26 protein-coding genes and 1 pseudogene are annotated in these 22,654 nt (G+C 61.3%); 9 read left to right on the forward strand and 18 right to left on the reverse strand.

What is annotated here, in order from left to right:
- From M1E04_RS13830 to M1E04_RS13845, 4 genes are all read right to left on the reverse strand, one after another.
- Positions 1-996, reverse strand: a complete 996-nt coding sequence (locus M1E04_RS13830) for an ABC transporter permease (RefSeq protein ID WP_065991522.1) — start codon at positions 994-996, stop codon at positions 1-3.
- Positions 996-2,546, reverse strand: coding sequence for a sugar ABC transporter ATP-binding protein (locus M1E04_RS13835; protein ID WP_410934309.1), 1,551 nt, complete (start codon positions 2,544-2,546; stop codon positions 996-998). The genes M1E04_RS13830 and M1E04_RS13835 overlap by 1 nt, the downstream gene beginning before the upstream one ends.
- A gap of 90 nt (positions 2,547-2,636) precedes the next feature.
- The gene (locus tag M1E04_RS13840; protein ID WP_065991520.1) at positions 2,637-3,596 is read right to left on the reverse strand and encodes a sugar ABC transporter substrate-binding protein; all 960 of its coding nucleotides are present in this window, start codon (positions 3,594-3,596) and stop codon (positions 2,637-2,639) included.
- Between the two features lie 234 nt (positions 3,597-3,830).
- Positions 3,831-4,094, reverse strand: a complete 264-nt coding sequence (locus tag M1E04_RS13845; protein WP_369318096.1) for a DUF1652 domain-containing protein — start codon at positions 4,092-4,094, stop codon at positions 3,831-3,833.
- Positions 4,095-4,465: 371 nt separating this feature from the next.
- Between M1E04_RS13845 and M1E04_RS13850 the strand changes: the two genes are divergently transcribed.
- Positions 4,466-5,137 (forward strand): lipopolysaccharide kinase InaA family protein, encoded by a 672-nt coding sequence (locus M1E04_RS13850; protein ID WP_192131273.1) that lies wholly within the window; start codon positions 4,466-4,468, stop codon positions 5,135-5,137.
- A gap of 66 nt (positions 5,138-5,203) precedes the next feature.
- On the opposite strand, the gene M1E04_RS13855 is transcribed toward M1E04_RS13850, so the two are convergent.
- Positions 5,204-7,822 carry a PAS domain-containing protein gene (locus tag M1E04_RS13855; protein ID WP_456291516.1) on the reverse strand — a complete coding sequence of 873 codons (2,619 nt, stop codon included), beginning with the start codon at positions 7,820-7,822 and terminating at the stop codon, positions 5,204-5,206.
- 137 nt (positions 7,823-7,959) lie between these two features.
- Positions 7,960-8,184, reverse strand: coding sequence for a YgdI/YgdR family lipoprotein (locus M1E04_RS13860; protein ID WP_037010898.1), 225 nt, complete (start codon positions 8,182-8,184; stop codon positions 7,960-7,962).
- Positions 8,185-8,452: 268 nt separating this feature from the next.
- Here M1E04_RS13860 and M1E04_RS13865 point away from each other — a divergent pair, with 268 nt between their 5' ends.
- Both M1E04_RS13865 and M1E04_RS13870 read left to right on the forward strand, forming a co-directional pair.
- Positions 8,453-8,653: a DUF1654 domain-containing protein gene (locus M1E04_RS13865; RefSeq protein WP_065991514.1), complete on the forward strand. Its 201-nt coding sequence runs from the start codon at positions 8,453-8,455 to the stop codon at positions 8,651-8,653.
- 44 nt (positions 8,654-8,697) lie between these two features.
- Positions 8,698-9,774, forward strand: a complete 1,077-nt coding sequence (locus M1E04_RS13870; protein WP_369318099.1) for an endonuclease/exonuclease/phosphatase family protein — start codon at positions 8,698-8,700, stop codon at positions 9,772-9,774.
- Between the two features lie 86 nt (positions 9,775-9,860).
- On the opposite strand, the gene M1E04_RS13875 is transcribed toward M1E04_RS13870, so the two are convergent.
- Positions 9,861-10,190, reverse strand: coding sequence for a hypothetical protein (locus M1E04_RS13875; protein WP_065991512.1), 330 nt, complete (start codon positions 10,188-10,190; stop codon positions 9,861-9,863).
- Positions 10,191-10,672: 482 nt separating this feature from the next.
- Between M1E04_RS13875 and M1E04_RS13880 the strand changes: the two genes are divergently transcribed.
- Entirely contained in the window at positions 10,673-10,897 is a 225-nt protein-coding gene (locus M1E04_RS13880; RefSeq protein WP_192131268.1) for a DUF6555 family protein, read from the forward strand.
- Positions 10,898-10,980: 83 nt separating this feature from the next.
- Entirely contained in the window at positions 10,981-11,250 is a 270-nt protein-coding gene (locus M1E04_RS13885; RefSeq protein WP_456291517.1) for a hypothetical protein, read from the forward strand.
- Positions 11,251-11,478: 228 nt separating this feature from the next.
- Here the strand turns inward: M1E04_RS13885 and map are convergent, their stop codons facing one another.
- The 5 genes from map to M1E04_RS13910 all read right to left on the reverse strand — a co-directional run bounded on the left by map (position 11,479) and on the right by M1E04_RS13910 (position 14,795).
- Positions 11,479-12,264 (reverse strand): type I methionyl aminopeptidase, encoded by a 786-nt coding sequence (map, locus tag M1E04_RS13890; RefSeq protein WP_456291518.1) that lies wholly within the window; start codon positions 12,262-12,264, stop codon positions 11,479-11,481.
- Positions 12,261-12,515, reverse strand: coding sequence for a ParD-like family protein (locus tag M1E04_RS13895; RefSeq protein WP_065991509.1), 255 nt, complete (start codon positions 12,513-12,515; stop codon positions 12,261-12,263). The genes map and M1E04_RS13895 overlap by 4 nt, the downstream gene beginning before the upstream one ends.
- A gap of 107 nt (positions 12,516-12,622) precedes the next feature.
- Positions 12,623-12,967 (reverse strand): helix-turn-helix domain-containing protein, encoded by a 345-nt coding sequence (locus tag M1E04_RS13900; RefSeq protein WP_065991508.1) that lies wholly within the window; start codon positions 12,965-12,967, stop codon positions 12,623-12,625.
- Between the two features lie 387 nt (positions 12,968-13,354).
- Positions 13,355-13,603 (reverse strand): hypothetical protein, encoded by a 249-nt coding sequence (locus M1E04_RS13905; protein ID WP_456291519.1) that lies wholly within the window; start codon positions 13,601-13,603, stop codon positions 13,355-13,357.
- Positions 13,604-13,763: 160 nt separating this feature from the next.
- Positions 13,764-14,795: an Ldh family oxidoreductase gene (locus M1E04_RS13910; protein WP_456291520.1), complete on the reverse strand. Its 1,032-nt coding sequence runs from the start codon at positions 14,793-14,795 to the stop codon at positions 13,764-13,766.
- Positions 14,796-15,018: 223 nt separating this feature from the next.
- On the opposite strand from M1E04_RS13910, the pseudogene M1E04_RS13915 reads away from it, so the two are divergent.
- Positions 15,019-15,372 (forward strand): annotated as a pseudogene (locus M1E04_RS13915) (NAD(P)/FAD-dependent oxidoreductase); the annotation flags it as partial.
- A gap of 25 nt (positions 15,373-15,397) precedes the next feature.
- Here M1E04_RS13915 and M1E04_RS13920 read toward each other — a convergent pair.
- The 3 genes from M1E04_RS13920 to M1E04_RS13930 all read right to left on the reverse strand — a co-directional run bounded on the left by M1E04_RS13920 (position 15,398) and on the right by M1E04_RS13930 (position 16,598).
- Positions 15,398-15,829 (reverse strand): GNAT family N-acetyltransferase, encoded by a 432-nt coding sequence (locus tag M1E04_RS13920; protein ID WP_456291521.1) that lies wholly within the window; start codon positions 15,827-15,829, stop codon positions 15,398-15,400.
- Positions 15,830-15,988: 159 nt separating this feature from the next.
- Positions 15,989-16,255 (reverse strand): PepSY domain-containing protein, encoded by a 267-nt coding sequence (locus tag M1E04_RS13925; RefSeq protein WP_456291522.1) that lies wholly within the window; start codon positions 16,253-16,255, stop codon positions 15,989-15,991.
- Positions 16,256-16,409: 154 nt separating this feature from the next.
- Positions 16,410-16,598: a hypothetical protein gene (locus tag M1E04_RS13930; protein ID WP_065991502.1), complete on the reverse strand. Its 189-nt coding sequence runs from the start codon at positions 16,596-16,598 to the stop codon at positions 16,410-16,412.
- 257 nt (positions 16,599-16,855) lie between these two features.
- Here M1E04_RS13930 and M1E04_RS13935 point away from each other — a divergent pair, with 257 nt between their 5' ends.
- The gene (locus M1E04_RS13935) at positions 16,856-18,691 is read left to right on the forward strand and encodes a monovalent cation:proton antiporter-2 (CPA2) family protein (RefSeq protein WP_456291523.1); all 1,836 of its coding nucleotides are present in this window, start codon (positions 16,856-16,858) and stop codon (positions 18,689-18,691) included.
- A gap of 36 nt (positions 18,692-18,727) precedes the next feature.
- Here the strand turns inward: M1E04_RS13935 and M1E04_RS13940 are convergent, their stop codons facing one another.
- Positions 18,728-19,942: a molybdopterin molybdotransferase MoeA gene (locus M1E04_RS13940; RefSeq protein ID WP_369318107.1), complete on the reverse strand. Its 1,215-nt coding sequence runs from the start codon at positions 19,940-19,942 to the stop codon at positions 18,728-18,730.
- A 6-nt stretch (positions 19,943-19,948) separates the two neighbouring features.
- Positions 19,949-20,488 carry a molybdenum cofactor biosynthesis protein B gene (moaB, locus tag M1E04_RS13945; protein ID WP_065991499.1) on the reverse strand — a complete coding sequence of 180 codons (540 nt, stop codon included), beginning with the start codon at positions 20,486-20,488 and terminating at the stop codon, positions 19,949-19,951.
- A gap of 78 nt (positions 20,489-20,566) precedes the next feature.
- On the opposite strand from moaB, the gene mobA reads away from it, so the two are divergent.
- The gene (gene mobA, locus M1E04_RS13950) at positions 20,567-21,160 is read left to right on the forward strand and encodes a molybdenum cofactor guanylyltransferase MobA (RefSeq protein ID WP_456291524.1); all 594 of its coding nucleotides are present in this window, start codon (positions 20,567-20,569) and stop codon (positions 21,158-21,160) included.
- Positions 21,161-21,244: 84 nt separating this feature from the next.
- On the forward strand, positions 21,245-21,469 hold the full coding sequence (locus M1E04_RS13955; protein WP_065991497.1) for a YgdI/YgdR family lipoprotein: 225 nt from the start codon (positions 21,245-21,247) through the stop codon (positions 21,467-21,469).
- A gap of 114 nt (positions 21,470-21,583) precedes the next feature.
- On the opposite strand, the gene M1E04_RS13960 is transcribed toward M1E04_RS13955, so the two are convergent.
- Positions 21,584-22,474, reverse strand: coding sequence for a pseudouridine synthase (locus M1E04_RS13960; protein WP_296306234.1), 891 nt, complete (start codon positions 22,472-22,474; stop codon positions 21,584-21,586).
- Positions 22,475-22,654: the final 180 nt, after the last annotated feature.

The following is a 22,654-nucleotide window of genomic DNA, read 5'->3' on the forward strand; positions in this document are numbered from 1 at the left end:
TCAGCCGCGCCGCCGCGCGCGATTGCTGCGGTAGGTGTCGAGGACCACGGCGACGACGATGACCGCGCCGGTGATGATGCGTTTGGTTGGCTCGGTCGCGCCGATCTGCGCCAGCCCTGCCGCCAGTACCGAAATGATCAGCACGCCGAAGAAGGTGCTGATCACCGAGCCGCGCCCACCCATCAGGCTGGTACCGCCGATGACCACCGCCGCAATCACTTGCAGCTCAAGGCCTGAGCCGGCGTTGGGGTCGGCGGCTTCCAGGCGTGAAATCTGGAACAGCGCGGCGACGCCCGCCAGCAGCCCCATCAGCGAGAACACCAGGATCTTGTACGGCTTGGGGTTGATGCCCGCCAGACGCACAGCTTCTTCGTTGGTGCCGATGCCGATCAGGTAGCGGCCGAACACGGTGCGCGTCAGCACCGCCTGGGCCGCGAAGATGACGATCAGCGCGATCACGAACGACGGCGAAATGCCGAAGGCGAACGGGTTGGAGAGCCATGCAAATGAATCACCGATGTACGCAGTGCGTGAATCGGTCAGCTGATACGCGACGCCCCGTGCCATTTCCAGCACGCCGAGGGAAACGATGAACGAGGGTATGCGCCACGCCACGGTGATCGAGCCGGTCAGCGTACCGGCCGCCGTTGCACAGGCGATGCCCAGCAACGCCGATGGAAACACGCCCCAGCCCCAGCCGAGCATGGCGACACTGACCGCCGACGCCGCCAGCGCCAGCACCGAACCCACCGACAGGTCGATGCCGCCAATGATCAGGATGAACGTCATGCCGACTGCCAGCACCATCAGGTCGGGAATCTGGTTGGCCAGGGTGCTGAAGGTTTCGTACGACAGGAAATGATCGCTGAGCAGCGAGAACAATACGATCATCGCCAGCAAGGCGCCTGCCAGCCCCAGGTAAGTGCCCAGGCCGAAGTAGTTGCCGCTGCGCTTGCCCGGAGACGGCAGCGCGGCAGGAGTAGTAGAAGTTTTCATCAGTCGATCCTGGGCGCGGCTTCAGACAGCAGCGCATCACGTTTTTGATAGCCCGCGAAGGCAGCGGCAAGCAGTTCGTCCTGGGTCCAGGTGTCGCGCTCGAAGGTGTCGATCAGGCGCCCGGCGGACAGCACGCCGATGCGGTCGCAGATCAGCATCAGCTCGCGCAGATCACTGGAAACCACTACCAGCGCCCTGCCCTGACGGGTCAGTTCGCCCAGCAGCGCGTAGATGTCGAATTTGGCGCCGACGTCGATGCCGCGGGTGGGCTCGTCGAATAACATCACATGGCAGTTACGCTCCAGCCAGCGGCCGATCACCACCTTCTGCTGATTGCCCCCCGACAACTCCGACACCAGTTGCGTGGGGCTGGAACTGCGGATGCGCATGGCTCCCACCTGGCGCTGAGCCAGAGCGATCTCCGAATTACCGTTGACCACGCCGGCACTGGAAATGGCGTCCATGTTGCCCAGCGCGATGTTGGCGCTGATCGATTGCGACAGCAGCAGGCCCTCGCCTTTGCGGTCTTCGGTGATCAAGGCAATGCCATGACCCACGGCGTCCACTGGCGATTTGATCTGCACACTGCGCAACGGACTGCCGACCTCGATGCTGCCGCTGTCTGCCACGTCGGCGCCATAAATCAGCCGCAGCAACTCGGTACGCCCGGCGCCGATCAGACCGGAGATCCCGAAGATCTCCCCAGCCCGGACATCAAAGGACACGTCGCGGACCTTGTCGGAGCGATTCAAGCCTTTGACCGATAGCGCCACCGCGCCGATTTTTCGCTCGCCCAGGTCAATGTGCTCGCCCAGTTCGCGGCCGACCATCAGCGTGACCAACTGCTCGCTGTTGTAATTGGCCATGGCATCGACGCACACCAGCTTGCCGTCACGCAGCACAGCGATGCGCTGGGCAACACGGGCCAGTTCTTCCAGGCGGTGGGAGATGTAAATGATGGAAACGCCACGGTCCTGCAGGCGGGTGATCTGCTCGAAGAGCATTTCCACCTCGCGCGCCGTCAGCATTGCTGTCGGCTCGTCGAGGATCAGCACGTGGCAGTCGCCGATCAGGTTGCGGGCGATTTCGACCATCTGCTGATGGCCGATCCCCAGTTCGCTGACCAATGTGTCCGGGTCGATGGCCTCGAGGCCGACCTGGGCCATGGCCTTGATCGCGTCCTCGCGCAGCTTGCGGCGATTGATGAATCCTGCGCGGCTGGGCAGATTGTCGAGAAACAGGTTTTCCGCCACCGACAGCGTCGGCAACAGATTGAGTTCTTGCATGACCATGCGCACGCCAAGCTTTTCGGCCTGGGTGCGACTGGCAGGCTGGTAGGGCTGCCCCTGAAATTGCATCTGGCCGATGGTCGGGGTGACCAGACCGCCGATGATTTTCGACAGGGTGCTTTTGCCGGCGCCGTTTTCGCCGGTCAAGGCCAGCACTTCCCCGCGCATCAACGTCAGGTCGATGTCGCCGAGTACGGGTTGGGCGTAGGTTTTGCCAATACCACTGACAGATAGAACAGCGGCCTGAGCAGACGCTGACATAACGATCTCCACGCGCCTGCCCTCACGGGCAGGCGGTACATATTTGAAAAACTGCTGAGGTGAACAGTGCCGGGTGAAAACCAGAGCGGCTTATTGCGGCTTGGTGACCAGCTCGACCGGGGTTTCGATCACGCCGTTGGTGATCTCGAGCTTCTCGCCCTTGACCATCTTCAGGGCGGTATCGATACCGAACACGGCCTGACGCGCAGCGAACTGGTCAGCGGTGGCCAGAATGCGGCCGTCCTTCAGCATCGGCTTGATGGCGTTGATGTTGTCGTAGCCGACGACTTGAACCTTGCCCGCCTTGCCCGCCGCACGAACGGCGGAGACAGCGCCCAGCGCCATGCTGTCGTTACCGGCCAGCAGCGCTTTCAGATTCGGGTATTCGTTGAGCATGGCGGACGCGACGGCGTTGCCCTTGTCGATTTCCCAGTTACCGGACTGCGTGGAGACGATCTTCATCTGCGCAGCGTCCATCGCGTCCTTGAAGCCCGCGGTGCGTTGCTGCGCATTGGTGGTGGTCGGCACGCCTTCGATGATGCCGACTTCATCACCCGCTGCCAGCTGCTTGGCCAGGTAGTCACCCACCAGCTTGGCGCCCTTGCGGTTGTTCGGGCCTACGAAAGGCACTTCCATGCCCTTGCTTTTCAGCACATCAGCGTCGAGCTGGTTGTCGATGTTGACGACTTTGATGCCCGCATCCATGGCCTTTTTCAGGACCGACGCCAAAGCCTTGGAATCGGCCGGGGCGATGACCAACGCGTCGACTTTCTTGACGATCATCTGGTTGACGATGTCGATCTGCGCCGCCGTGTCGGACTCGTTCTTGATCCCGTTGGAAATCAGGTCGAAGTCAGCGGAATGCTCTTTCTGATAGACCTTGGCGCCGTCTTCCATGGTCAGGAAGAATTCGTTGGCGAGGGATTTCATCACCAGCGCGACGGTGGGCTTTTTCGCGTCGTCGGCAAAGGCGGAAGAGAGAGGCAGGGTTGCAGCGCAAGCAGTAAGCATGGCAACAGCAAGAAGGCGTGCAGCGAATGGCAGCTTCATGGAATCACTCCGACATTATGATTGTTGTTATCGGCAGCGTTTACGCGTCAAGGGAAGGATCGACGGAATCGCAAACGTTTGCGTGAGCGAAACTATGGGAATCGTTTAGGGTTTTGTCAACTCTGCAAAGCAAGGGAATCTAGGGATGGGCCGGTATGGCCCGGCTCCTCCGATCACCGTTGCAGTGCTGATGGCCTGCACCCCGAATCGGAGGATAGAAAGGAAATCGAATAGCTAAGCGCGTTCCTGATAGGCGGTTGCGCGGCGGCCGGCCGAATGCAGTTTCAAGTCATCCTTCAACCTGGCAATCAGGTTGGCAATGGCACGGCTGGAGTTGAGCGAACTGACCGGGATACCCGCCGCGAGCAAATCTGCGTGGCCCCTTTCCCGATCAAAGATTTGCACCATTATTTGATCCTGGGCATCGATGGTGCATTTACATTTGGCAGGCAGAAAGCCTGATTCGACGATATGGCAGAGTTCAAGTGTGGACATCATGGCAAATTTCCTTATTTGGTTATGCACGGTGGATATCGCACAGGGGCAGCAATTCCAAGAGTTTCTCAAGAATGGGACGAACGGGCATGACCTAGATCAAAAGGTCATCGTCCATGGAGGGTTCGACGAGGTAACGCGGTGACCCCGATCAGACCGGCGCTGCACATACGGCCTGTTGGATGGCGTAAATGGCGCGGGTTTGAGGAGGTGAGCCATGCGACAAGCCAGTAAGCTGGGCGCCTTTAAAATGGCCATTCGCCAATCTCCTTGAGCGGCAGTGAACTAATCACGCCCGCGGCGGCCAGAGGGGCTCGCGCTGCAACGTGGCAGTCGCTGCACAAGAAAGATTTCTACCGTATTTGGAGCACATGATGGGTCGGGCAAACAACGAGTTTGAGTTCTGGTGGGGCACTTCGGGGCCTTGGGTCGAGCCGCCGAATGTGCGCCGCAACGGCACCAGCGGTGTGCAACGCGTGGTGCACGATGGCAAGACGCTTTACGTCAAACGCCAGACTGGCCACCTGTTTCGCAGCCTGCGCTACCCCACCGGCCGCCCCACTGCACTGCGTGAAGGCATCGCGCTGACCAAGCTCGAGGAACTGGGCGTTAACGCGCCACGACCTGTGTTCTACGGCGCACGCAAAGTTGCCGGTGTATGGCAGGGCGTCCTGGTGACCAAGGACCTGGGCGGCTTCATCGACCTCGACACCTGGTATGCCCAGGGCGGCGCGAGCACCTTGAGCGTCGAGCAACATCAGCGCCTCTTCAAGCGTCTGGCTGAAACGCTGGCGAAGATGCACCTGGGCAAGTGGCAGCACGGCTGCATGCGCTCCAAACACATCTTCATCAAGGCGACCGTCACCGACACGCGCTTTGACTTCGAGCTGGCGCTGCTGGATCTGGAAAAATCCCACGGCCGGATCACTGCCCTGGGCGCCGCGCGTCACGACATCCCCCAGCTCAGAAGGCATTCGTTCTGGGACGAGTCCCAGTGGCAGTACTTCCTGTCGTGCTACGAGCAAGCCATCGGCCGAGCCATTTAAGCGCGGCAGCAAAGGCAGGCAGGCCCCTTCACGCGCAGCAGCACCCGGCGTGAGGAGCCTGGCCCGTCAAGGGACGTAACCCGCCTGCTCGCTGATCCATGCCGGGGCGTCGCGCTCGTTGATCACCTGCGCCACTTTCGACGCGATGTCAGCGCGGGTGAACGGCTTGGCCAGCACGTCGAAACCGGCAATCTGCGTTGCCGATTCGCGGGTGTAACCCGTGACCACGAGCACCGGCAGCGCAGGCAAGACCTCGCGCAGGCTCACGGCGAGCTGTGTGCCGCTTTTTTCGGCCATCAGCTGATCAGTGATGAGAACGTCCGGCCGCAAGCCGGCGCTGACCATGTGCTCGGCGGCGGACGGCGACGCCGCTTCGGTCACCTGATAGCCCAGGTCACGCAGTTGCAGCGCAACGGTGTAGCGGACCAGTTCCTCATCGTCCACCACCAGCACGTGAAAAGGGTGGTCCGCGCCAGGCGCTGAGTCGCCCTCGCCTTCTGCCGGTGTCAGCACCTGCGCACTGGAAACCGGCAGCCAGATGTCAACCCGCGTGCCGAGACCCGGCGCGGACTGAACATCAAAACCACCGCCGGATTGCAGGGCCAGCCCCTGCACCATCGACAACCCGAGGCCGGTGCCCTTGCCGACGCCCTTGGTTGAGTAGAAAGGCTCAACGCAGCGTTGCAGGACTTCCTCGCTCATGCCGCTGCCGTTATCCGAGACCGTCAGCCTGACGTAGCAACCCTGTGCGGGCGCCGGACCCAGCCCTGGACTGTCGGCCACGACTTCAGGCCGCGCACTGATTTTCAGGTAGCCGCGTTCGGCAATCGCGTCACGGGCGTTGACCGCGAGGTTGAGTACCCCCAGTTCAAGCTGATGGGGGTCAATGAGGATGTTGGGCAGATCTGCAGGAATCTCGACAATCACTTCGATGGTCGGGCCGAGCGAGCGCTGGATAAGGTCACGCATGTCGTTGACCAGACTGTCCAGGGCCACGACTTGGGGTTTGAGCGTCTGCCGGCGGGCAAAGGTCAGCAGACGGCCCACCAGAATCCGCGCGCGATCCGCCGCCTGCAGCGCCGCGTCGATCAGCCGATGGGAGCGATCATTGCTGACCGGCTGGCGCCTCAGCAACTCCAGCGACGTCATGATAGGCGTCAGCAGGTTATTGAAGTCGTGGGCGATGCCGCCGCCCAACTGGCCGACCATCTCGATCTTGCGCGACTCGTGCAGCAGCGCAATGGCCGCTTCGCGCTCGGACACCATGGTAGCAACGCGCTGTTCAAGGCTTTCGTTGAGTTCGATCAGTTGATGTTCCGCGCCGACCCGCGCCGAGATGTCCACGCACACGAACAGCAGCCCGCTGACCTGCTGCTGGGCATCGAGCAGCGGCGTGACGTGGGTCTGCACCCAGACCACAGAGCCGTTCGCCCGCACATGGTGCTGGGTCAGTTCGAAGGGCGCTTCGGCGGTCAGAAAGTTCTCGTAGAACATCGGCTGCGCGCCGGCTGCCAGATCCTTCTGCAATTCAAGGATCGAACGGCCGGCGATCGCCCGGCGCTGCAGACCCATGATGTCGCAGTAGCGATCATTGACCTGCTGGAACACGCCTCGGTGATCACACAAGGCAATGCCGGCACCCGCCTGCTCGAACATCCCGGCCAGTTGCGCGGAACTGGCGTGCAGCGCCGCTTCAGCCCGCGTGTGGTTGATCCACTGCCAGCCCAGCTTGGCTGTTTCCTCGATGAGGTGGATGTCGTGGGGACTACAGACCCGCTGCCCTTCGAACTCAACGGTAAACACGCCGGCCAATGTGTCATGGCGCATCAACGGGACGTGCACGGCCAGACTCGTTGTGACGGTCGATTGAGAGGCAGGGGCGTCAGGGTTGGCGCGAACGGCGTCGCCCTTCACCAGCGCTTGCACGGTAATGCCTTGGTGCAACGCAGAACAGGTGTCATGACTCACGGAGATCAGCCCTGATCGGGCCGCCACCTCACCCTCACGGTACTCACGGAGAATGACGAAATCGCCCCTCTCCTCGTCCGTTTCCGCAATATGGACGCGGGCGGCGCCCAGCTCTTGACCGATACGCCGGATCACGTCTGCCTTGATCTGCTCGGGGTCGCGAATGGAGGGCAGCGCCTGGCCCAGTTCAAGCAGCAGCGCCTGACGACGCTCGAAATGCACACGCTCGGTGGTTTCGGTGACAACGCAGAGCACACCGCCGACGGATCCGTCGTTCTGGTGCACCGCAGAGTAAGAGACGTCGAAGTAGACGGTCTCGCCGTAGCCATGCCGTTCGATGTAGAACGCACGGTCCTTGGCAGCAAACGTTTGCCCGGTTTCCCGCACACCGCGCAACAGTGGCTCAAGGTCGTCCCACAGTTCGCGCCAGTTCTCGATCGCAGGCCGACCAAGGGCGCGGGGATGCTTCGAACCGATGCTCGGTGCATAGGCATCGTTGTAGAGCGCGACAAATTCGGGCCCCCAGAAAAGCACGATCTGCGCCTGCACGGGAAGGATCGTGCCCATCAGGGTTTTTAGACCGTCGGGCCAGTCGGCGGGCACGCCAAGGGGCGAGCCATCCATCAAGGGGGACTGAAGCAGATCACCGACCGCACCGCCGTTGGCTAGAAAGCGCAGGGGGGCTGCGCTGAACCCGGTGTTGGGTGGGCTATCCATAATTAGGGCCTGACAGGAAATATCGTGAGCAGATTGCATCGCTTAGAGCGACGGCGATGCAATGGCGTTCCATTCAGATCGGGATGAGTTTGCACACACATGGCCCGGTAGCCGTAGCAGCCGGGCCCTGACGCGACTCAATCCTCTTCTTTGACGGTAGCCACCTCGTCAGCGCGCACGCGGATGGTTTTACCGGAGATGTCTTCGAACTCATAAAAACCGTCTTTGCTCTTGGTTTTCGGCGCGTCCTTGGTCACGTACTGGGTGCCGTTCTGCAGGGTAACGACAGTCGATGTGGAGCAGCCGGCCAACGCTGCACAGCAGGCGAACGCGACGGGCATCAGCAATGATTGGATTTTCATAAAGTCTCCTGAGGGGTGTGGCTCGGGCGTGGTGCGCGCAAGCGATCAATCGTCATCTAGCAGATCAGATCAGCGTGATCGAGTTTGGTTCGCCATCTGCACAATCAGCCGAAAAATCAGCAACTTGGGTGAAAGCAGGTTTTTGTCCGATCCGCTGTTGCGAAACGTCTGACACTCAAATACTGTATGCGCATACAGCAAGCAGGAGGGTCACTTCGTGTCTGACACCGACGTATCAACGGCAGCATCGCCAGGGCACTACGAGCGCATGGCCGTGCGGGTCCAGAAGATCATCAACTCGCAGAGTGCGCAGAAAGCCCGCGCGGCGCTGATTTTCAGGCTCCCGGACGAACTCGAAGACGACTGGAAACAGCTGCTGGAAGAGATCGACGAGAACGACAACGTGACCCTGGCCTGGCGGGACGACGGCGGCGTGCAGATTTTCTGGACGGTGCCCAAGGAAGATTGACCTGCAACCCGAACCCACCTCGATGAACGACCCAGTTGGATAACATGCTCAGATTTTGTGCTGCTCTGCTTTTGGCTTTTACCTTCCTGCAAACCGCTTACGCTGACGTCAACATTGGCACCTGGAACCTGGAGCACTTGAGCGTGCGCCCGAACAAGGACTTCGAGGGCATCGCCAAGGTCGCCCGGAAGGTCGACTTTCTCGCCGTTCAGGAATTGATGAGTGAAGACGCGCTGGACGCGCTGGCCAAGGAGCTGACCCGGCAGACCGGCAAGCACTGGAGTTCGATGGCCTCCCATGCCGTGGGCCGCTCGTCCTACAAGGAAATGTACGGATTCGTGTGGCGAGACGATGCCGTTGCGTACGAAGACGGTGCCGTAAGCTACCTGGACCGCAGCGACACCTTCGAGCGCGAGCCCTACTCCGCACAATTCCGCTCGCTCAAGGACGGCAAGACCTTTGTCGTGGCCACCGTGCACATCCTCTACGGCAAGAACCAGGCGGAGCGCGCTTCGGAAATCGTCGCGCTGTCCAACTACTGGACCTGGTTACAGGAAACCTACCCCGGCAACAACCAGATCATGCTGATGGGCGACTTCAACACCCCACCCAACTCGCCTGCGTGGGACAAACTCGACACCAGCGCCAGGCCGCTGGTACTGGAAGGCGCCAGCACGCTGTCGACCAAGGATGGCAAATTCGCCAACCTCTACGACAACATCTTCATCAGCAAGCAGTCGGCGATCCGGGTGAACAAGGTCGAAGTGTTCGATTACCCGAAATTCCTCGGCCTGACCCACGCCAAGGGCCGTGACAGCGTCTCCGACCACGCGCCGATTTTCCTCAGCGCCAACCTGAGCGGCGGCAACGGCGCAGCCAGCGCGTCTGCCGTCACCGCGCAAGCCCGCCCCCCTGCGGGCAATCCGATGAAACCCGCTGCGAGTGCCGGTGGCAGCCCGGCCAACCTGACGCTGGCGATTCGCGGCAACAGGAAGACCATGGTTTACCACCGCCCGGACTGCCCTTCGTACAACGCGATCGCCGAGAAGAACCGGGTGGAGTTCAACAGCCCGGCGGCGGCAGAAGCGCAGCATTATCACTTGGCAGGCAATTGCCATTGATCCGCAACGGCGCACGCTGATCCCCACTCAACTCGCCTGCCACACAGTGGCAGGCGATACTGGCCAGAACGGGCTGACTTCCCGACTCATTTACGCGCCAGGTCGTGCTGAATGCAGCCCTCGTAGTAGGTCTGCTTCACAGCGGCGGGCTTCAGCTTCGAGGGGCTTTTGTAAGTCTGCTCCGTGATGCCCAACGCCATCTTGCTCATCCACGGTTTGGCGAACTTGCGGCTCTGCAGCTTTTTGCGCGCGCTGTAGAGGGTTGTCCCAGAGAGTTTGGACTGCTGCGCCGCCCCCGCGACCCCCGCTCCCCATTTGCAGACCTGCAGGTCGTTCTTGCTGAGGTCCTTGGCGTGCGCGGTGACGGACACCGCTGCCAGAAAAGCCGCCACCACGGCCAAGCCCACACTGCGCATACACATTTCATCCCGGAATTAATTGATAAAAAAGGATTTTTCCAGAAATGGCAGCCGGCGCGGGCCATCAATATGCCTCTTTCGCACAAAACATTTCCGGCGCTGCCAGCGGTCACTGTATCGGGCTGATCCGATCCCCGGCAGCCCCCTCGAAAACGCCCTATTCATCCGTTCAATTCGTCTGGATATAGGGGCAATATCCATATCGATATGGCACATGGCCGCCCATCGGAGAGGGATGTTAAACGCTCAGGAAGGTGTGCAATTCTGCGTCGGCTGGTCGCCTCGCAACCCGGTTGCGGACGGCCCGTCTCGGGTAGAGATGCATTACGGTCCGAGGCCCATTGAGAGTTGATCAGCCTGTATCGATCTCGAAATGAAATGACAGCAATGCCGATGCAGTCGACGCGCAGGCTGTCCAGTACATCAAGGAAGCCCTTATTCACCCGGCGTCACTGCACGCCCCCCTACAGGCCAGGACAATGAGTGACTACAAGGATTTTGTAATTCATTACCGCTTTCAAGGTGAGCCGCGGCACTTCAATCATCACGGCAACCCTCTCTGCGAAAGTGAGGCGCTGCATTTTGCGACCTTGCACGCCGGGGTGGGCGCAGTCGAGGGGCACATTTGCGCAGGCCCGGTGAAACTGGCGCTGCTTTGCGCGGAAGGCTTGGGCGTCACGCAGGTGCGATGGAAACGCACCTGATCGAGGAAAACTGCAAACAAACCCTGATTCACGCGGTCGGAATTTACTAGCAGCGCTCATCACACCAGCAAAGCGAGGTAAACATGACCATCGACAACGCGTTGAAACAGGAAGTCCTGACCCGATTGCTGCACGCCCACCCGGCAGGCCTGGGCAAAGAAGTACTGGACAACTACAGGGGGGAGAACGCAGTCGCGGACACTCTGGAGCATTTGCAGACGGCGGGCTTGATCCACGACGGCTGCGTCCATCGCGTCAGTGAGGGGGATCGGTCTCTGAAGTACCCCATCAAACTCAGTTCTTCGGGTGTCGAGGCGGCCAAGCAACTGGAGGTGGACCAGTCCCGGCACTAAGCGCGCGCGCGTGCAATAAAAAAACCGGCCAAGGCCGGTTTTTTCAGGTAATCCATAAAGTGGTGTTCTCCCCTGGTGCTGCCTGCACTGAACATCGTAAGCCTGTCAGGACGCAGCACCACAGGGGAACGAGAAGGAGCCTACAAGCTGAGTCTCGTTTTCGTCACGCCCCGTATTGTGACTTCATGCGTCCAGCCCTTTCCCCAGCCTCTGGCTCAACGCATGCGCTCAGACCGCCGGGTAGTCACCGGTGCCATCTGGCCAAGGGGTCAGCAGCTCGAACCCCGTGTCGGTCACCGCCACCATGTGTTCCCACTGCGCCGACAACGACTGGTCGCGGGTGAGCACGGTCCAGCCATCCTCCAGCACGTAGGTGCCCGGCTTGCCGGCATTGATCATGGGCTCAATGGTGAAGACCATGCCGGTCTTGAGTTTCAGCCCCTTGCCCGCCGCGCCGTAGTGCAACACTTGAGGTTCTTCGTGGTACTTGCGACCGATGCCATGTCCGCAGTATTCGCGCACCACGCTGAAGCCTTCGCGGTAGGCCACAGTCTGGATGGCATTGCCGATGTCGCCCAGGGTCGCGCCGGGCTTCACCGCGTGTATCCCCGCCAGTGTCGCTTCGTAGGTGGTTTCGACCAGACGGCGGGCGAGCGGGCTGACCTCGCCGACGTAGTACATACGGCTGGTATCGCCGTGCCAGCCATCTTTGATGACGGCGACGTCGATGTTGACGATGTCGCCGTCTTTGAGCACATCTTCCGCCGAAGGAATACCGTGGCAGACGACCGTGTTGGGCGAGATGCAGGTGGTTTTGGTGAACCCGTGATAACCGACGTTGGCGGGGATCACTTTCAGCTCGTTGACGATGTACGCGTTACAGATGTCATCCAGCGCTTCAGTGCTGATGCCCGGCTTGACGTGCTCTGCGATCATCGCCAGTACGTCTGCCGCCAGACGCCCCGCCACACGCAGCCCGACCAGGTCGGCTTCGGTCTTGATGCTGATGCTCACTGGGACACCGCCCTGGCCGGTGCCAGATCCGGCACAAGGTCGCTGGCCTGAAGGCTCAACACGGCGCCGCCGGACGTTTCAGCGCGAATCAGCAACTGGCAGATCTCGCTGTAATTCAGACCGGGGTGCAGCTCGGCGAGCATGCCCACCCGCATCCAGTGCTCGGCCTGAGCATTGATCGAGCGACTCAAGGCCGCGCTGGCGCAACGAATGTTGGCGTGCATCTGTTCGGAAATTTTGACCAGTCCCATAACGACCTCTCGAAGAATATACGGAGCATATACGTTCCATATATTTCATCGCAACCGGCCTTGGTCATCTGCTACGCAGAACGCGACCCTATGCAGAGCACGACCTTTTACGCAGAGCCGGAAAACTCGGTTGCGCACTCGGAGAGCGACGTGGCCAGCTGCGAAATCGCCTCGCGGTCGTCTTCGCTGAGCGCCCGGTAATGAGTAATGACCGCCCGCTCCGCTTCGTTCAGTGTGTCGGTGGCAATGGGGGTACGCTCGCCCGACAGCACGTACATGACGTCGATGCCTTTTTTGCCCAGGGCCGCGAGGTAATCCGAGCGTGGGATGCGTTCACCGCTCTCGTATTTACCTTGTGCGTTGGCCTCTACGCCTCCGATGGAGCCGAAGTCCTGTTGCGACAGCCCGAGCCGTTTGCGTTCTTCTTTCAGACGTGAGCCGAGATCTTTCATAAACGAGGGTCCTGAAGTTGACTATGTTCAAAGAGCAAGACCCCATTGGTCCGAGGGAGTTGCGCCCTTGGGCTCATTTGGTCAATCTTCCGAATTGACGGCTCAAGGAATCCCCTTCGTGGCCGATAGGTTCTGATGTACCGCTATTCTTTTCGAATGGCCGCCCGATTTCTGTAGTTCGGAGAACCAGACAATGATTTCTTTCTTACTGGGTTGGTTGGCGCTGTCCGCCGTAGGCACATTGATTGCCCTGGCGGTGATTCGCACCGGTAAAATGCGCCAGCCTGACGCAGATGAAACGGTGTCCGGTCAAATACCCGTCCCGGTCCTGGTGCGATTCAAACCCTGAATCAGCCCCTGTCGTCTTGCCGGGAGCAACCCCTTAAATCACTCCCCTGCGAGCTGCGCCTGTTCAGCCGCGTAGCCGCTGGCGTTGCCCGTGGCATATCCCGATGCGAAGCCACCGCTCGCTGGCACAAACGCAAGGTCGGCCTGATTGGCGCTGAACTGGCGAAGTCCGGATGCCAGGGCTAGAAAATCCTCACGCTGCATCTCGTTGCCCCATACGCTGCTGAACGACGATTCGTTTTTCTGGGCGGTGAAGTCCTGACGGGTATTGACTTGATTGGTTTGCATGGCTGCTCTCTTCTTCTCGATACTGTTTAAACATACAGTATTTTCAACGCCCCTCGAACGCAAGTCCTGTCGCGACGAATGGTCACTCGGATAACCCCCGGCAGTGTGGACGTCCGAGCGACTTGCCACCCTCTCAGGCACTGGATCCGTAACCAGGCGCTTAAACCCGGGCGAGCGCTTCCAGCCGATCAAGATCTCCTGCGGACAACACAATCCCGTCTTTCAACGAACGCTCCCGCTGGCGATAGCGGCGATCACCCGGCATCCGCTGCTGGCCAACGCCGTACATCTGCCTGACCAGCTCTTCGCTGCGCTCGGCAAATGCCTGACCGCTGCCCTTGTCCGGATCGATAACGATGATCACCTGACCGGTCCAGGGGGTTTGCGCCCCGGGAGACTTCGACATATCAAACTCGAAGGAGAAATGGCCGCCGGTGAGCGCGGCGGACAACAGCTCCACCATCATCGACAGTGCCGATCCCTTGTAACCGCCGAAGGGAAGCAACGCGCCGCCGTCGAGAATGGCTTTCGGGTCTTCGGTCGGCTGACCATTGCGATCGGCGCCCATCCCGGGCGGGAGCATGCGTCCCTCTCTGGCGGCAATCTGCACGTCGCCATGAGCGATGGCACTGGTCGCCATATCGAAAACGATGGGCTGACCGTCGGCGCGGGGCGCGGCGAAGGCAATAGGATTGGTGCCAAACAAAGGCTTTTGCCCATCGTGGGGCACGACACAGGTCATGCTGTTGACCACGCTCAACGCCACCAGACCCTCCTGGGCGAACGGCTCGACGTCCGGCCACAGCGCGGCAAAGTGATGAGAGTTGCGAATGGCCAGAATGGCGATCCCTGCGCTTCGTGCCTTGTCCATGACCAAAGCCTTGGCCGCCTGCATCGCCGGCTGGGCAAAGCCGCCCATGGCATCGACGCGCACAAACCCTGCGCCGACGTCCTCGACCTTCGGCTCCGCCCGGCCGTCGACCCAACCCGCTGCCAGCGACGACAGATATCCCTTGATGCGGAAAATGCCATGGCTGTGGGAACCATCGCGCTCGGCGGCCGCGCAGTTGGCGGCCAGCACTTGCGCCACCTCGGGCGAGGTGCCATGGCGCACGAAGATCTGCCGCAGCAGCTCGGTCAGATCGGCAAAGGAAATCGTCCGGGTGGTCTGGTTGTCGTGGGTTGAAGGCATCTGAAGCTCCGTTGTGATTATTGGACGTGGAAGCGAAACAGAGAAGGCAGGCGCCTGGAGACGCTCGTTCTGCAGAGTACTGCGCGGCCACAAGCGGGTAAACTGCGTGCCTAGCGCAATGGCCGCACTGACCTCAACCGAACGAGGACCGCTCGATGGATTCGCTGACCGCTGATAGCCAGATCGTGAATTGCCACACCGTCGTCCTCGGCGCCGGCATTGTGTGCTGGCGCCCATGGCGCGCGGGATTCGCCTCACCACCGGCCTCGAGTTCGCCGCACCAGACGCGCCCGTCAACGAGATCCAGCTGCGCCGCTGCGAAGCCATCGCCCGAACGCTCTATCCCTTGGGCGAGCGGCTGGACGATGAACCCTGACTGGGTCGCCGACCGTGTTTGCCGGACATGCGCCCGGTCATCGGGCCGGCGGCGTCGCACACAGGGCTGTGGTTCAACTTCGGGCACGCCCACCATGGTCTGACCCTCGGCCCGGTCACAGGCCGACTGCTGGCGGAAATGATGACCGGCGCCACGCCGTTTACCGATCCGGCGCCTTATAGCCCCAAGCGGTTCGCGTAAACCGCCGCGCGCTGCACAGCGCTGATTACTCCGCCTGCAAGCGCTTCTGGAAGAACAGCCGCTGGTGCCCGGGCGGATAATCATCCAGCTGGCCAAACTGCTCATAGCCGTGCTTGCGATAGAACTCGGGTGCCTGGAAATCGAAGGTGTCGAGCCACACGCCGACGCAGCCCCGTTCGCGGGCGAGGTCCTCGGCCATCGCCATCAACTGGCTGCCCATGCGCTGGCCCCTCGCCTGTTCAGGCACCAGGAGCAGTTCAATGAACAGCCAGCTGTAGAGGATTCGGCCATGCAGACCACCGAGCACGGCATCGGTCTGTTCGTCGCGGACAAACAGGGCAAATTTCTCGGATTTGCCGTCGCCCGCCATGGCAGCGTTATAGGCCCTCAGGGGCTCAAGGATCTGCAGGCGTTCTTCTTCGGAGGGGTTGGAATTGAATTCGATCCGGACACTCATGCATCGCTTCCTGCTGACGTAAAGGGGGAAGTGCAAGGTTGTCGGATATGCGAGGGGGAGTAAAGCTGCGAGGGGTTAAAGCGAAGAAGTGGCAAAGGATTCAGTGAGGATGGATGTGGAAGCCCGGGGGCTCCCACACGCGCTCAGGCGCAGAGTCGATCAGTCTTTCTGATCGCGCAGGACATTACCGGAGGTGCCGTCGATGCGGAATTCGTACGTCAGGCTGTCCGCTTTGCGGCCTTCGCCTTCCCAGTAGCCATTGTCGTCGGCTTCGATCTTGTAGATCTCGGTGTAACCCGCCGACTTGGCTTTTTCGATCGCTTTTTCGATGGTGATCCAGCCAGCGCCCGGCTTGTCCGCCAGAGCGAACTGTGCGGTGGTCAGGGCAGCGGTGGCGAGAACGGCAGCGGTAAGTGTCTTGATCATGATTGAACTCCATTTCCCTTTGCGGGCTTTTTGAATGCGATTTTTTGGAGTTCCTGACCCGAAAAATAGTTCATCCGGGGTTTTGTAACCGCTTGATGCTGCCGAACAAATGCCGCCACGAAGGCCGCGTCAGCGAGGCACCGATCAGATCCGATCAGCGCTTGACCTTGCGCCGCAGCACGCCGTTGAGCACCACCACGACGACGGCGACAAAGATCGCGATGTATTGAAAGGTCTTTTCGCTGAGCACGCCGGTGTTCTGCAGATGGGAAAGGCCAAGCATGATGGCCAGAACGCTGAGGGCGATGATGATTGAGTAAATCAGACGCTGTTTGTTGGTCATTGCGGGATTCCTGAAAACCGGTCGAGATGTGGGGCGCTGTACACATGTGCGGACATGGTACCTGCTCGCATCGACGCTGACACGCCCGCATCAGGGCGGCGTCGAGGCTGCGACGAAGCGCCTCGGCCGCTGATGCCCGTCACTTTCACGTGGTTTAATGCGCGCACTTTCAGTCGCTTAAGCGTTTAAGGGCGGTAGGACGGGTCTGCCAACAACGCAGAATTCTTCCTCCGCACTCATTCAACAAGGAGTTCCCAATGCCCCATGAAGGCAGCCTGTTGCAGGCCGCAGTCGTGTTCCTGCTCGCCGCCGTTCTCACGGTTCCTCTGGCCAAACGCCTGCAACTGGGCGCCGTGATTGGCTACCTGATCGCGGGTGTGATCATCGGCCCGTCTTGCCTCGGCCTGATCGGCGATCCGCAAAGCGTCGCCCACATCTCCGAGCTGGGCGTGGTGCTGCTGTTGTTCATCATCGGCCTGGAGTTGTCGCCGCGACGCCTGTGGACCATGCGCAAATCGGTATTCGGTGTCGGCATGGCACAGGTGCTGCTCACGGGGGTGGTCATTGGCGCGGTCGCCTTGCTGGGCTTCAATCAGCCGCTCAACAGCGCCGTGGTGCTCGGCCTGGGGCTGGCGCTGTCGTCGACCGCCTTTGGCTTGCAGAGCCTGGCCGAACGCAAGGAGCTCAATGCGCCCCACGGTCGCCTGGCCTTCGCCATTCTGCTGTTCCAGGACATCGCGGCCATTCCATTGATCGCGCTGGTGCCGATGCTGGCGGGCGGTTCACACGATGCCGGTTCCGGCGATTCCCTGCGTCATGGCCTGCAAGTGCTCGGCGGTATCGCCATTGTCGTGGTCGGCGGTCGTTACCTGTTGCGTCCGGTGTTCCGCATCGTCGCCAAAACCAAACTGCAGGAAGTCTCCACCGCGACCGCATTGCTGGTGGTGATCGGCACGGCGTGGCTGATGGATCTGGTGGGCGTGTCCATGGCGCTGGGGGCGTTTCTTGCTGGCCTGCTGCTGGCTGATTCCGAATACCGCCATGAGCTGGAAGCGCAGATCGAGCCGTTCAAGGGTCTGTTGCTGGGGCTGTTCTTCATCAGCGTCGGCATGGGCGCCAACATCGGCCTGCTGATCAATTCGCCGTTCACCGTGCTGGGCCTGACGCTGCTGCTGATCGGCCTGAAATTGCCGCTGCTGTTTTTCGTCGGGCGTCTGGCCGGCGGCCTTGGCAAGCAAAGCGCGCTGCGCCTCGGGCTGGTCCTGGCCGCGGGCGGTGAGTTCGCTTTCGTGGTGTTCAAGATCGGCCGCGATCAGGGCCTGTTCGATGCCGCGCTGTACGACACGCTGGTGCTGACGATCACCCTGTCGATGGCGCTGACGCCGCTGTTGCTGCTGGTCATGTCGCGCTGGCTAAAACCCAAGCCGGTGGTCAGGGAAGTACCGGCCGAGTACAAGGAAATCGAATCCGACAACCCGCGTGTGGTCATCGCCGGCATGGGCCGGATGGGGCAAATCGTTGCGCGTATCCTGCGCGCCCAGAATATCCCGTTCATCGCGCTGGACACGTCGGTGGAAACCATCGAGTTCACCCGCAGTTTCGGTAATGTACCGGTGTTCTATGGCGACCCCCTGCGCCCGGAAATCCTCCGCGCCGCGAAGGTGGATCAGGCCGAATACTTCGTCATCGCCACCGACGACCCGGACACCAACATCAAGACCGCCGAGCTGGTGCGCAGGCTGTACCCGCACATGAAGATCATTGCCCGGGCCCGTAACCGTCAGCACGTTCACCGCCTGCTGGATCTGGACGCCGAGGCGGTGCGTGAGACGTTCTATTCAAGCCTGGAGATGACCCGCCGCACCCTGATCGGGCTGGGCCTGAGTGAAGCCCAGGCGGCGGCGCGGATTGATCGATTCAAGCGTCATGACGAACAAGTGCTGAATCGCCAGCACCTGATCTACGACGATGCAGCGAAGGTCATGCAAAGCGCGCTTGAGGCGCGGACCGAGTTGTCCGAGCTGTTCGAATCCGACCGGATGGACGAGGAAGCGAGTGAAGCGCAGCCTGCGTTGAAGGCTAAAAAACAGTAGCTCCACGGGTGAGCCTTTCGAAGAAGGCTCACCTCTTCAGCCCATGACTTCGCTCAGCGGAATAAAGTTGAGCAAGTCACCCTCCGCCACCGTTGTGCCTTCCACAATCTCGATCAGCCCGTCGGCCCAGGCGGCGCTGCGCAGCACACCCGAACTCTGATTGCGGTAGGCAACCAGCCGGCCCTGTTCGAGGCGTCCGCGCAGGTACTCGCGCCGGTTGCCCGGTTTGGTCCAGGTGAATGCAGCCGGCACCTGAAACTGCAGCGGCTTGACGGCCTGCACGCCCAAGCGTCTGAGCAGGTAAGGACGGGCAAGCAACGCGAAAGTCACCAGCGTCGAGGCCGGATTGCCCGGAAGGCCAATCACCGGCACCCCACGGAAGTGGCCGAAGGTCAGCGGCTTGCCGGGTTTGATGGCCAGTTTCCACAGGGCGATCTCGCCTTCTTCACGCAGCGCGTGGCCGAGGAAATCGGCTTCGCCGACGGACACGCCGCCCGTGGAGAGGATCAGGTCGACGTTGTTCAGGCTGCCCAGCGCCGCGCGGGTTTTCTCGAGGTTGTCGGGAAGGATGCCCGCATCGACCACCTCGCAGCCCAGCCGCGTCAGCCAGCTGCACAGCAGCACGCGATTGCTGTTGTAGATCTGCCCTGGTCCCAAAGGCTGCCCCGGCTCGATCAACTCATCGCCCGTGGACAGCACAGCGACCCGAGCGCGGCGTATGACCTGCACGTGGCCGAAACCCATGCTCGCGGCCAGGCCCAGTTCAATCGGGTTCATGGCGGTGCCGGCATCCAGCACCTTGTCGCCGACCGTGGTCTCCTGCCCTTTGGGGCGAATGTTCTGACCGGCGCTCAAGGGTTCGAGAAAGCGCACCGTCTCATCCGCCTGGACTTCGGCGTTCTCCTGCATCTCGACGCAATCAGCCCCTTCAGGAACCGGAGCGCCGGTGAAGATTCGCGCACAGGTCCCGGGTTGCAGTGGCTCGGGCGCGTGCCCGGCGAAGATCCGCTGGCTCACCGGCAACGGCTCGCCGGTCCAGTCCGCGACGCGCATGGCGTAGCCGTCCATGGCGCTGTTGGGCCAGGGCGGCAAATCCAGCGTCGAGACCAGATCCTCCGCCAGCACGCGTCCCAAGGCATCGGCCAGCGCCACGCTTTCACGCTCGGTGATCGGCGCTGCGGCGGCGAGGTCCATCAATCGCTGCATGGCCTCTTCGACCGGCATCAGGCGACTCTTTTCAGGTGCGCTCATAAAGGCTCACCCGCGGGTCGCGCAGGGTTCGGCCTTTTTCAGGTGCGGCACGAAATTGCACGGACGGAAGCTGTTGTTCAACTGGTCGGCGAGGATGCCGTCCCAGCCCGTGCGCACAGCATTGGTCGAGCCCGGCAGGCAGCAGACCAGCGTGCCGTTGGCCAGCCCGGCAAGGGCGCGGGACTGGATGGTCGAAGTGCCGATGTCGGGCAGGGAAATCTGGCGGAACAGCTCGCCAAAACCGTCCACTTGCTTGTCCAGCAGGCAGGCCACGGCTTCCGGGGTGCTGTCGCGGCCGGTGAACCCGGTGCCGCCGGTGATCAGCACGACTTGCACTTCATCATCGGCGATCCAGGTCGCCACCTGGGCGCGAATCTTGTAAAGGTCATCCTTGAGCAGCACGCGCTCGATCAGGCCGTGACCGGCGGTGGTCAGGCGATCGACGAACATCTGGCCGGAGGTATCGGTTTCAAAAGTACGGGTGTCACTGACCGTCAGAACAGCAATGTTCAGGGGTACGAAAGGCGAGTCTGCCTTGGCTTTCATGGCGAGGTCCGGTTGTAGAGGAAACAGGGCGGTGTTATATCACAGCACCTGTTTTTTTCCGCGCCAACCGAGCTGAACATGACCCCTTCCGATGCCCTCCCGCCCTGCTCTATCCTGCTGCTCGCCGGCGGCCAGGGTCGCCGCATGGGCGGACGAGACAAAGGCCTGATCGCCTGGCGCGACAAGCCTTTTATCGAACATTTGCACGATCTGGTGCGCCCCCTCACGGACGATGTGATCGTGTCGTGCAACCGCAACCGCGAGCACTACGCGCGCTACGCCGACCAACTGGTGGAGGACGAGCAACAGGACTTTCCCGGCCCTTACGCAGGCATTCGCGGCGGCCTTGCCGTGGCAAAACATGACTACCTGCTGGTCATCCCCTGTGACATGCCGCTGCTGGATCGCGCGCTTCTCGAGGGCCTGCGCCAGACCGCAGCCGATAACCCCGGCGTGCCGGTGATGGTCCGCCAGGGCGAGCAGTGGGAGCCGCTGTTATGCTGCATCCCCTGCCAACACGCGAACGTGTTCGAGCAGCATTGGCGACAGGGCCAGCGCAGCCCACGCCGGACCCTGGCTGAATTGCACGCCGTCGCCTTGCAGTGCGAAGCCGACGACCCGCGTCTGGCCAACCTCAACACGCCGGATCTATTGACCGAGATCACGCACTGAGCGCAGCGGGCAGGTTTCATGGAACTTTGCCGTTACACTCTGCGTCAGACACATCACTAAACAAAATACCCCGGAGACACAGCAATGAAACAACGGACTCTTCCTGCCGCCTTCCTGCTTGCACTGAGCCTCGCCTCCCTGGCCGGTTGCTCTTCGCCAACCGTGATCACGCTGAACGACGGCCGTGAAATCCAGGCAACCGACGAGCCGAAGTACGACGAAGATTCGGGCTTCTATGAGTTCAAGCAGCTGGACGGTAAAGAAACCCGCATCAACAAAGATCAGGTTCGTACCGTTAAAGAACTGTGATCCCGGCTTGATCGCGAGGGGTTGATAGCCCGTCGCTGAATGCAAAAGACCCGCCAATCGAGCGGGTCTTTTTTTGTCTGGCGTATAGGGGTGGGACGGCGAAAAATCCGTGCCTCACCAGTCCAGGGTGATCCGGCTTTCGAACACCCGCTCCTGCCCGGTCACCGGGTCAACAAAGCGCAAGCCCTGGGCGAGCAGCTTCAGCGGGTGGGCGTAGTCGTCCACGGCATCCTTGAGCACGTCGGGATAGAACGGGTCGTTGCAGATGCCGGCACCCAGGGCCGCCATGTGCACGCGCAGTTGATGTTTTTTGCCGGTCACCGGATACAGGGCGTAGCGCCAGAGCCCGCCATTTTTCTCGCTGACTTCCACGCGCGTCTCGGTGTTGCTCGGCCCGTCGCCCTCTTGCATGCGAAAGAACGGTTCGCCATCGACCAGACGGCTTTTGTGCACGCGAGGAAATGCCATGTCCGGGAGCGCAGGGGCAATCGCTTCGTAGCGCTTTTCAATCTGCCGGGTAGGAAACAGCGCCTGATACGCCGAGCGCGTCTGCTTGCTGGCCGAGAACAGCACCAACCCCGCCGTGTGCCGGTCAATGCGATGCAAAGGCACCAGATCAGGATTGTCGAGGGTACGGATCAGTCGCCGCAGCAGGGTCTGCTCGACGTACTCGCCGGCGGGGGTGACGGGCAGGAAATGTGGCTTGTCGGCGACCACCAGATGCTCGTCGGCGTACAGGATCGACTCGTGCAACGGGATCGGCGTCTCGTTGGGCACCTCGCGAAAGTAATGGATGCGCAGGCCTTCGCGGTACGCAAGGTCCACGGCGATCGGCCGGCCGTCAGCGTCCAGCACCTTGCCCCGCGCGATCCGGTCGAGCCACTGCTCGCGGCTGATGGCACTGAAGCGCTCGCACAGGCAGTCGAGCACCGTCAACCAGGGTCCGGGCGGCAGATACAACGTGCTGGCTTGACGGTGGGCGGCGGTGAACACAGGTGCGGACATAAATGACTCAGGCTGAAATAACGAAGGCGACAGGGTCGGCATTATCAATGCCGGCGACGCTTTACGCGACAGGGCAAATGACGGTTTCGCGGGAGGGCTCTATTCCGAGCCCCACAGCGGCGCGCGACGTTATGTCGCACGGAAAACCGGCGCCAGTTGTCTGACAACCACAGTGCGGTG

The sequence above is a fragment of the Pseudomonas sp. AK106 genome (assembly GCF_053903055.1).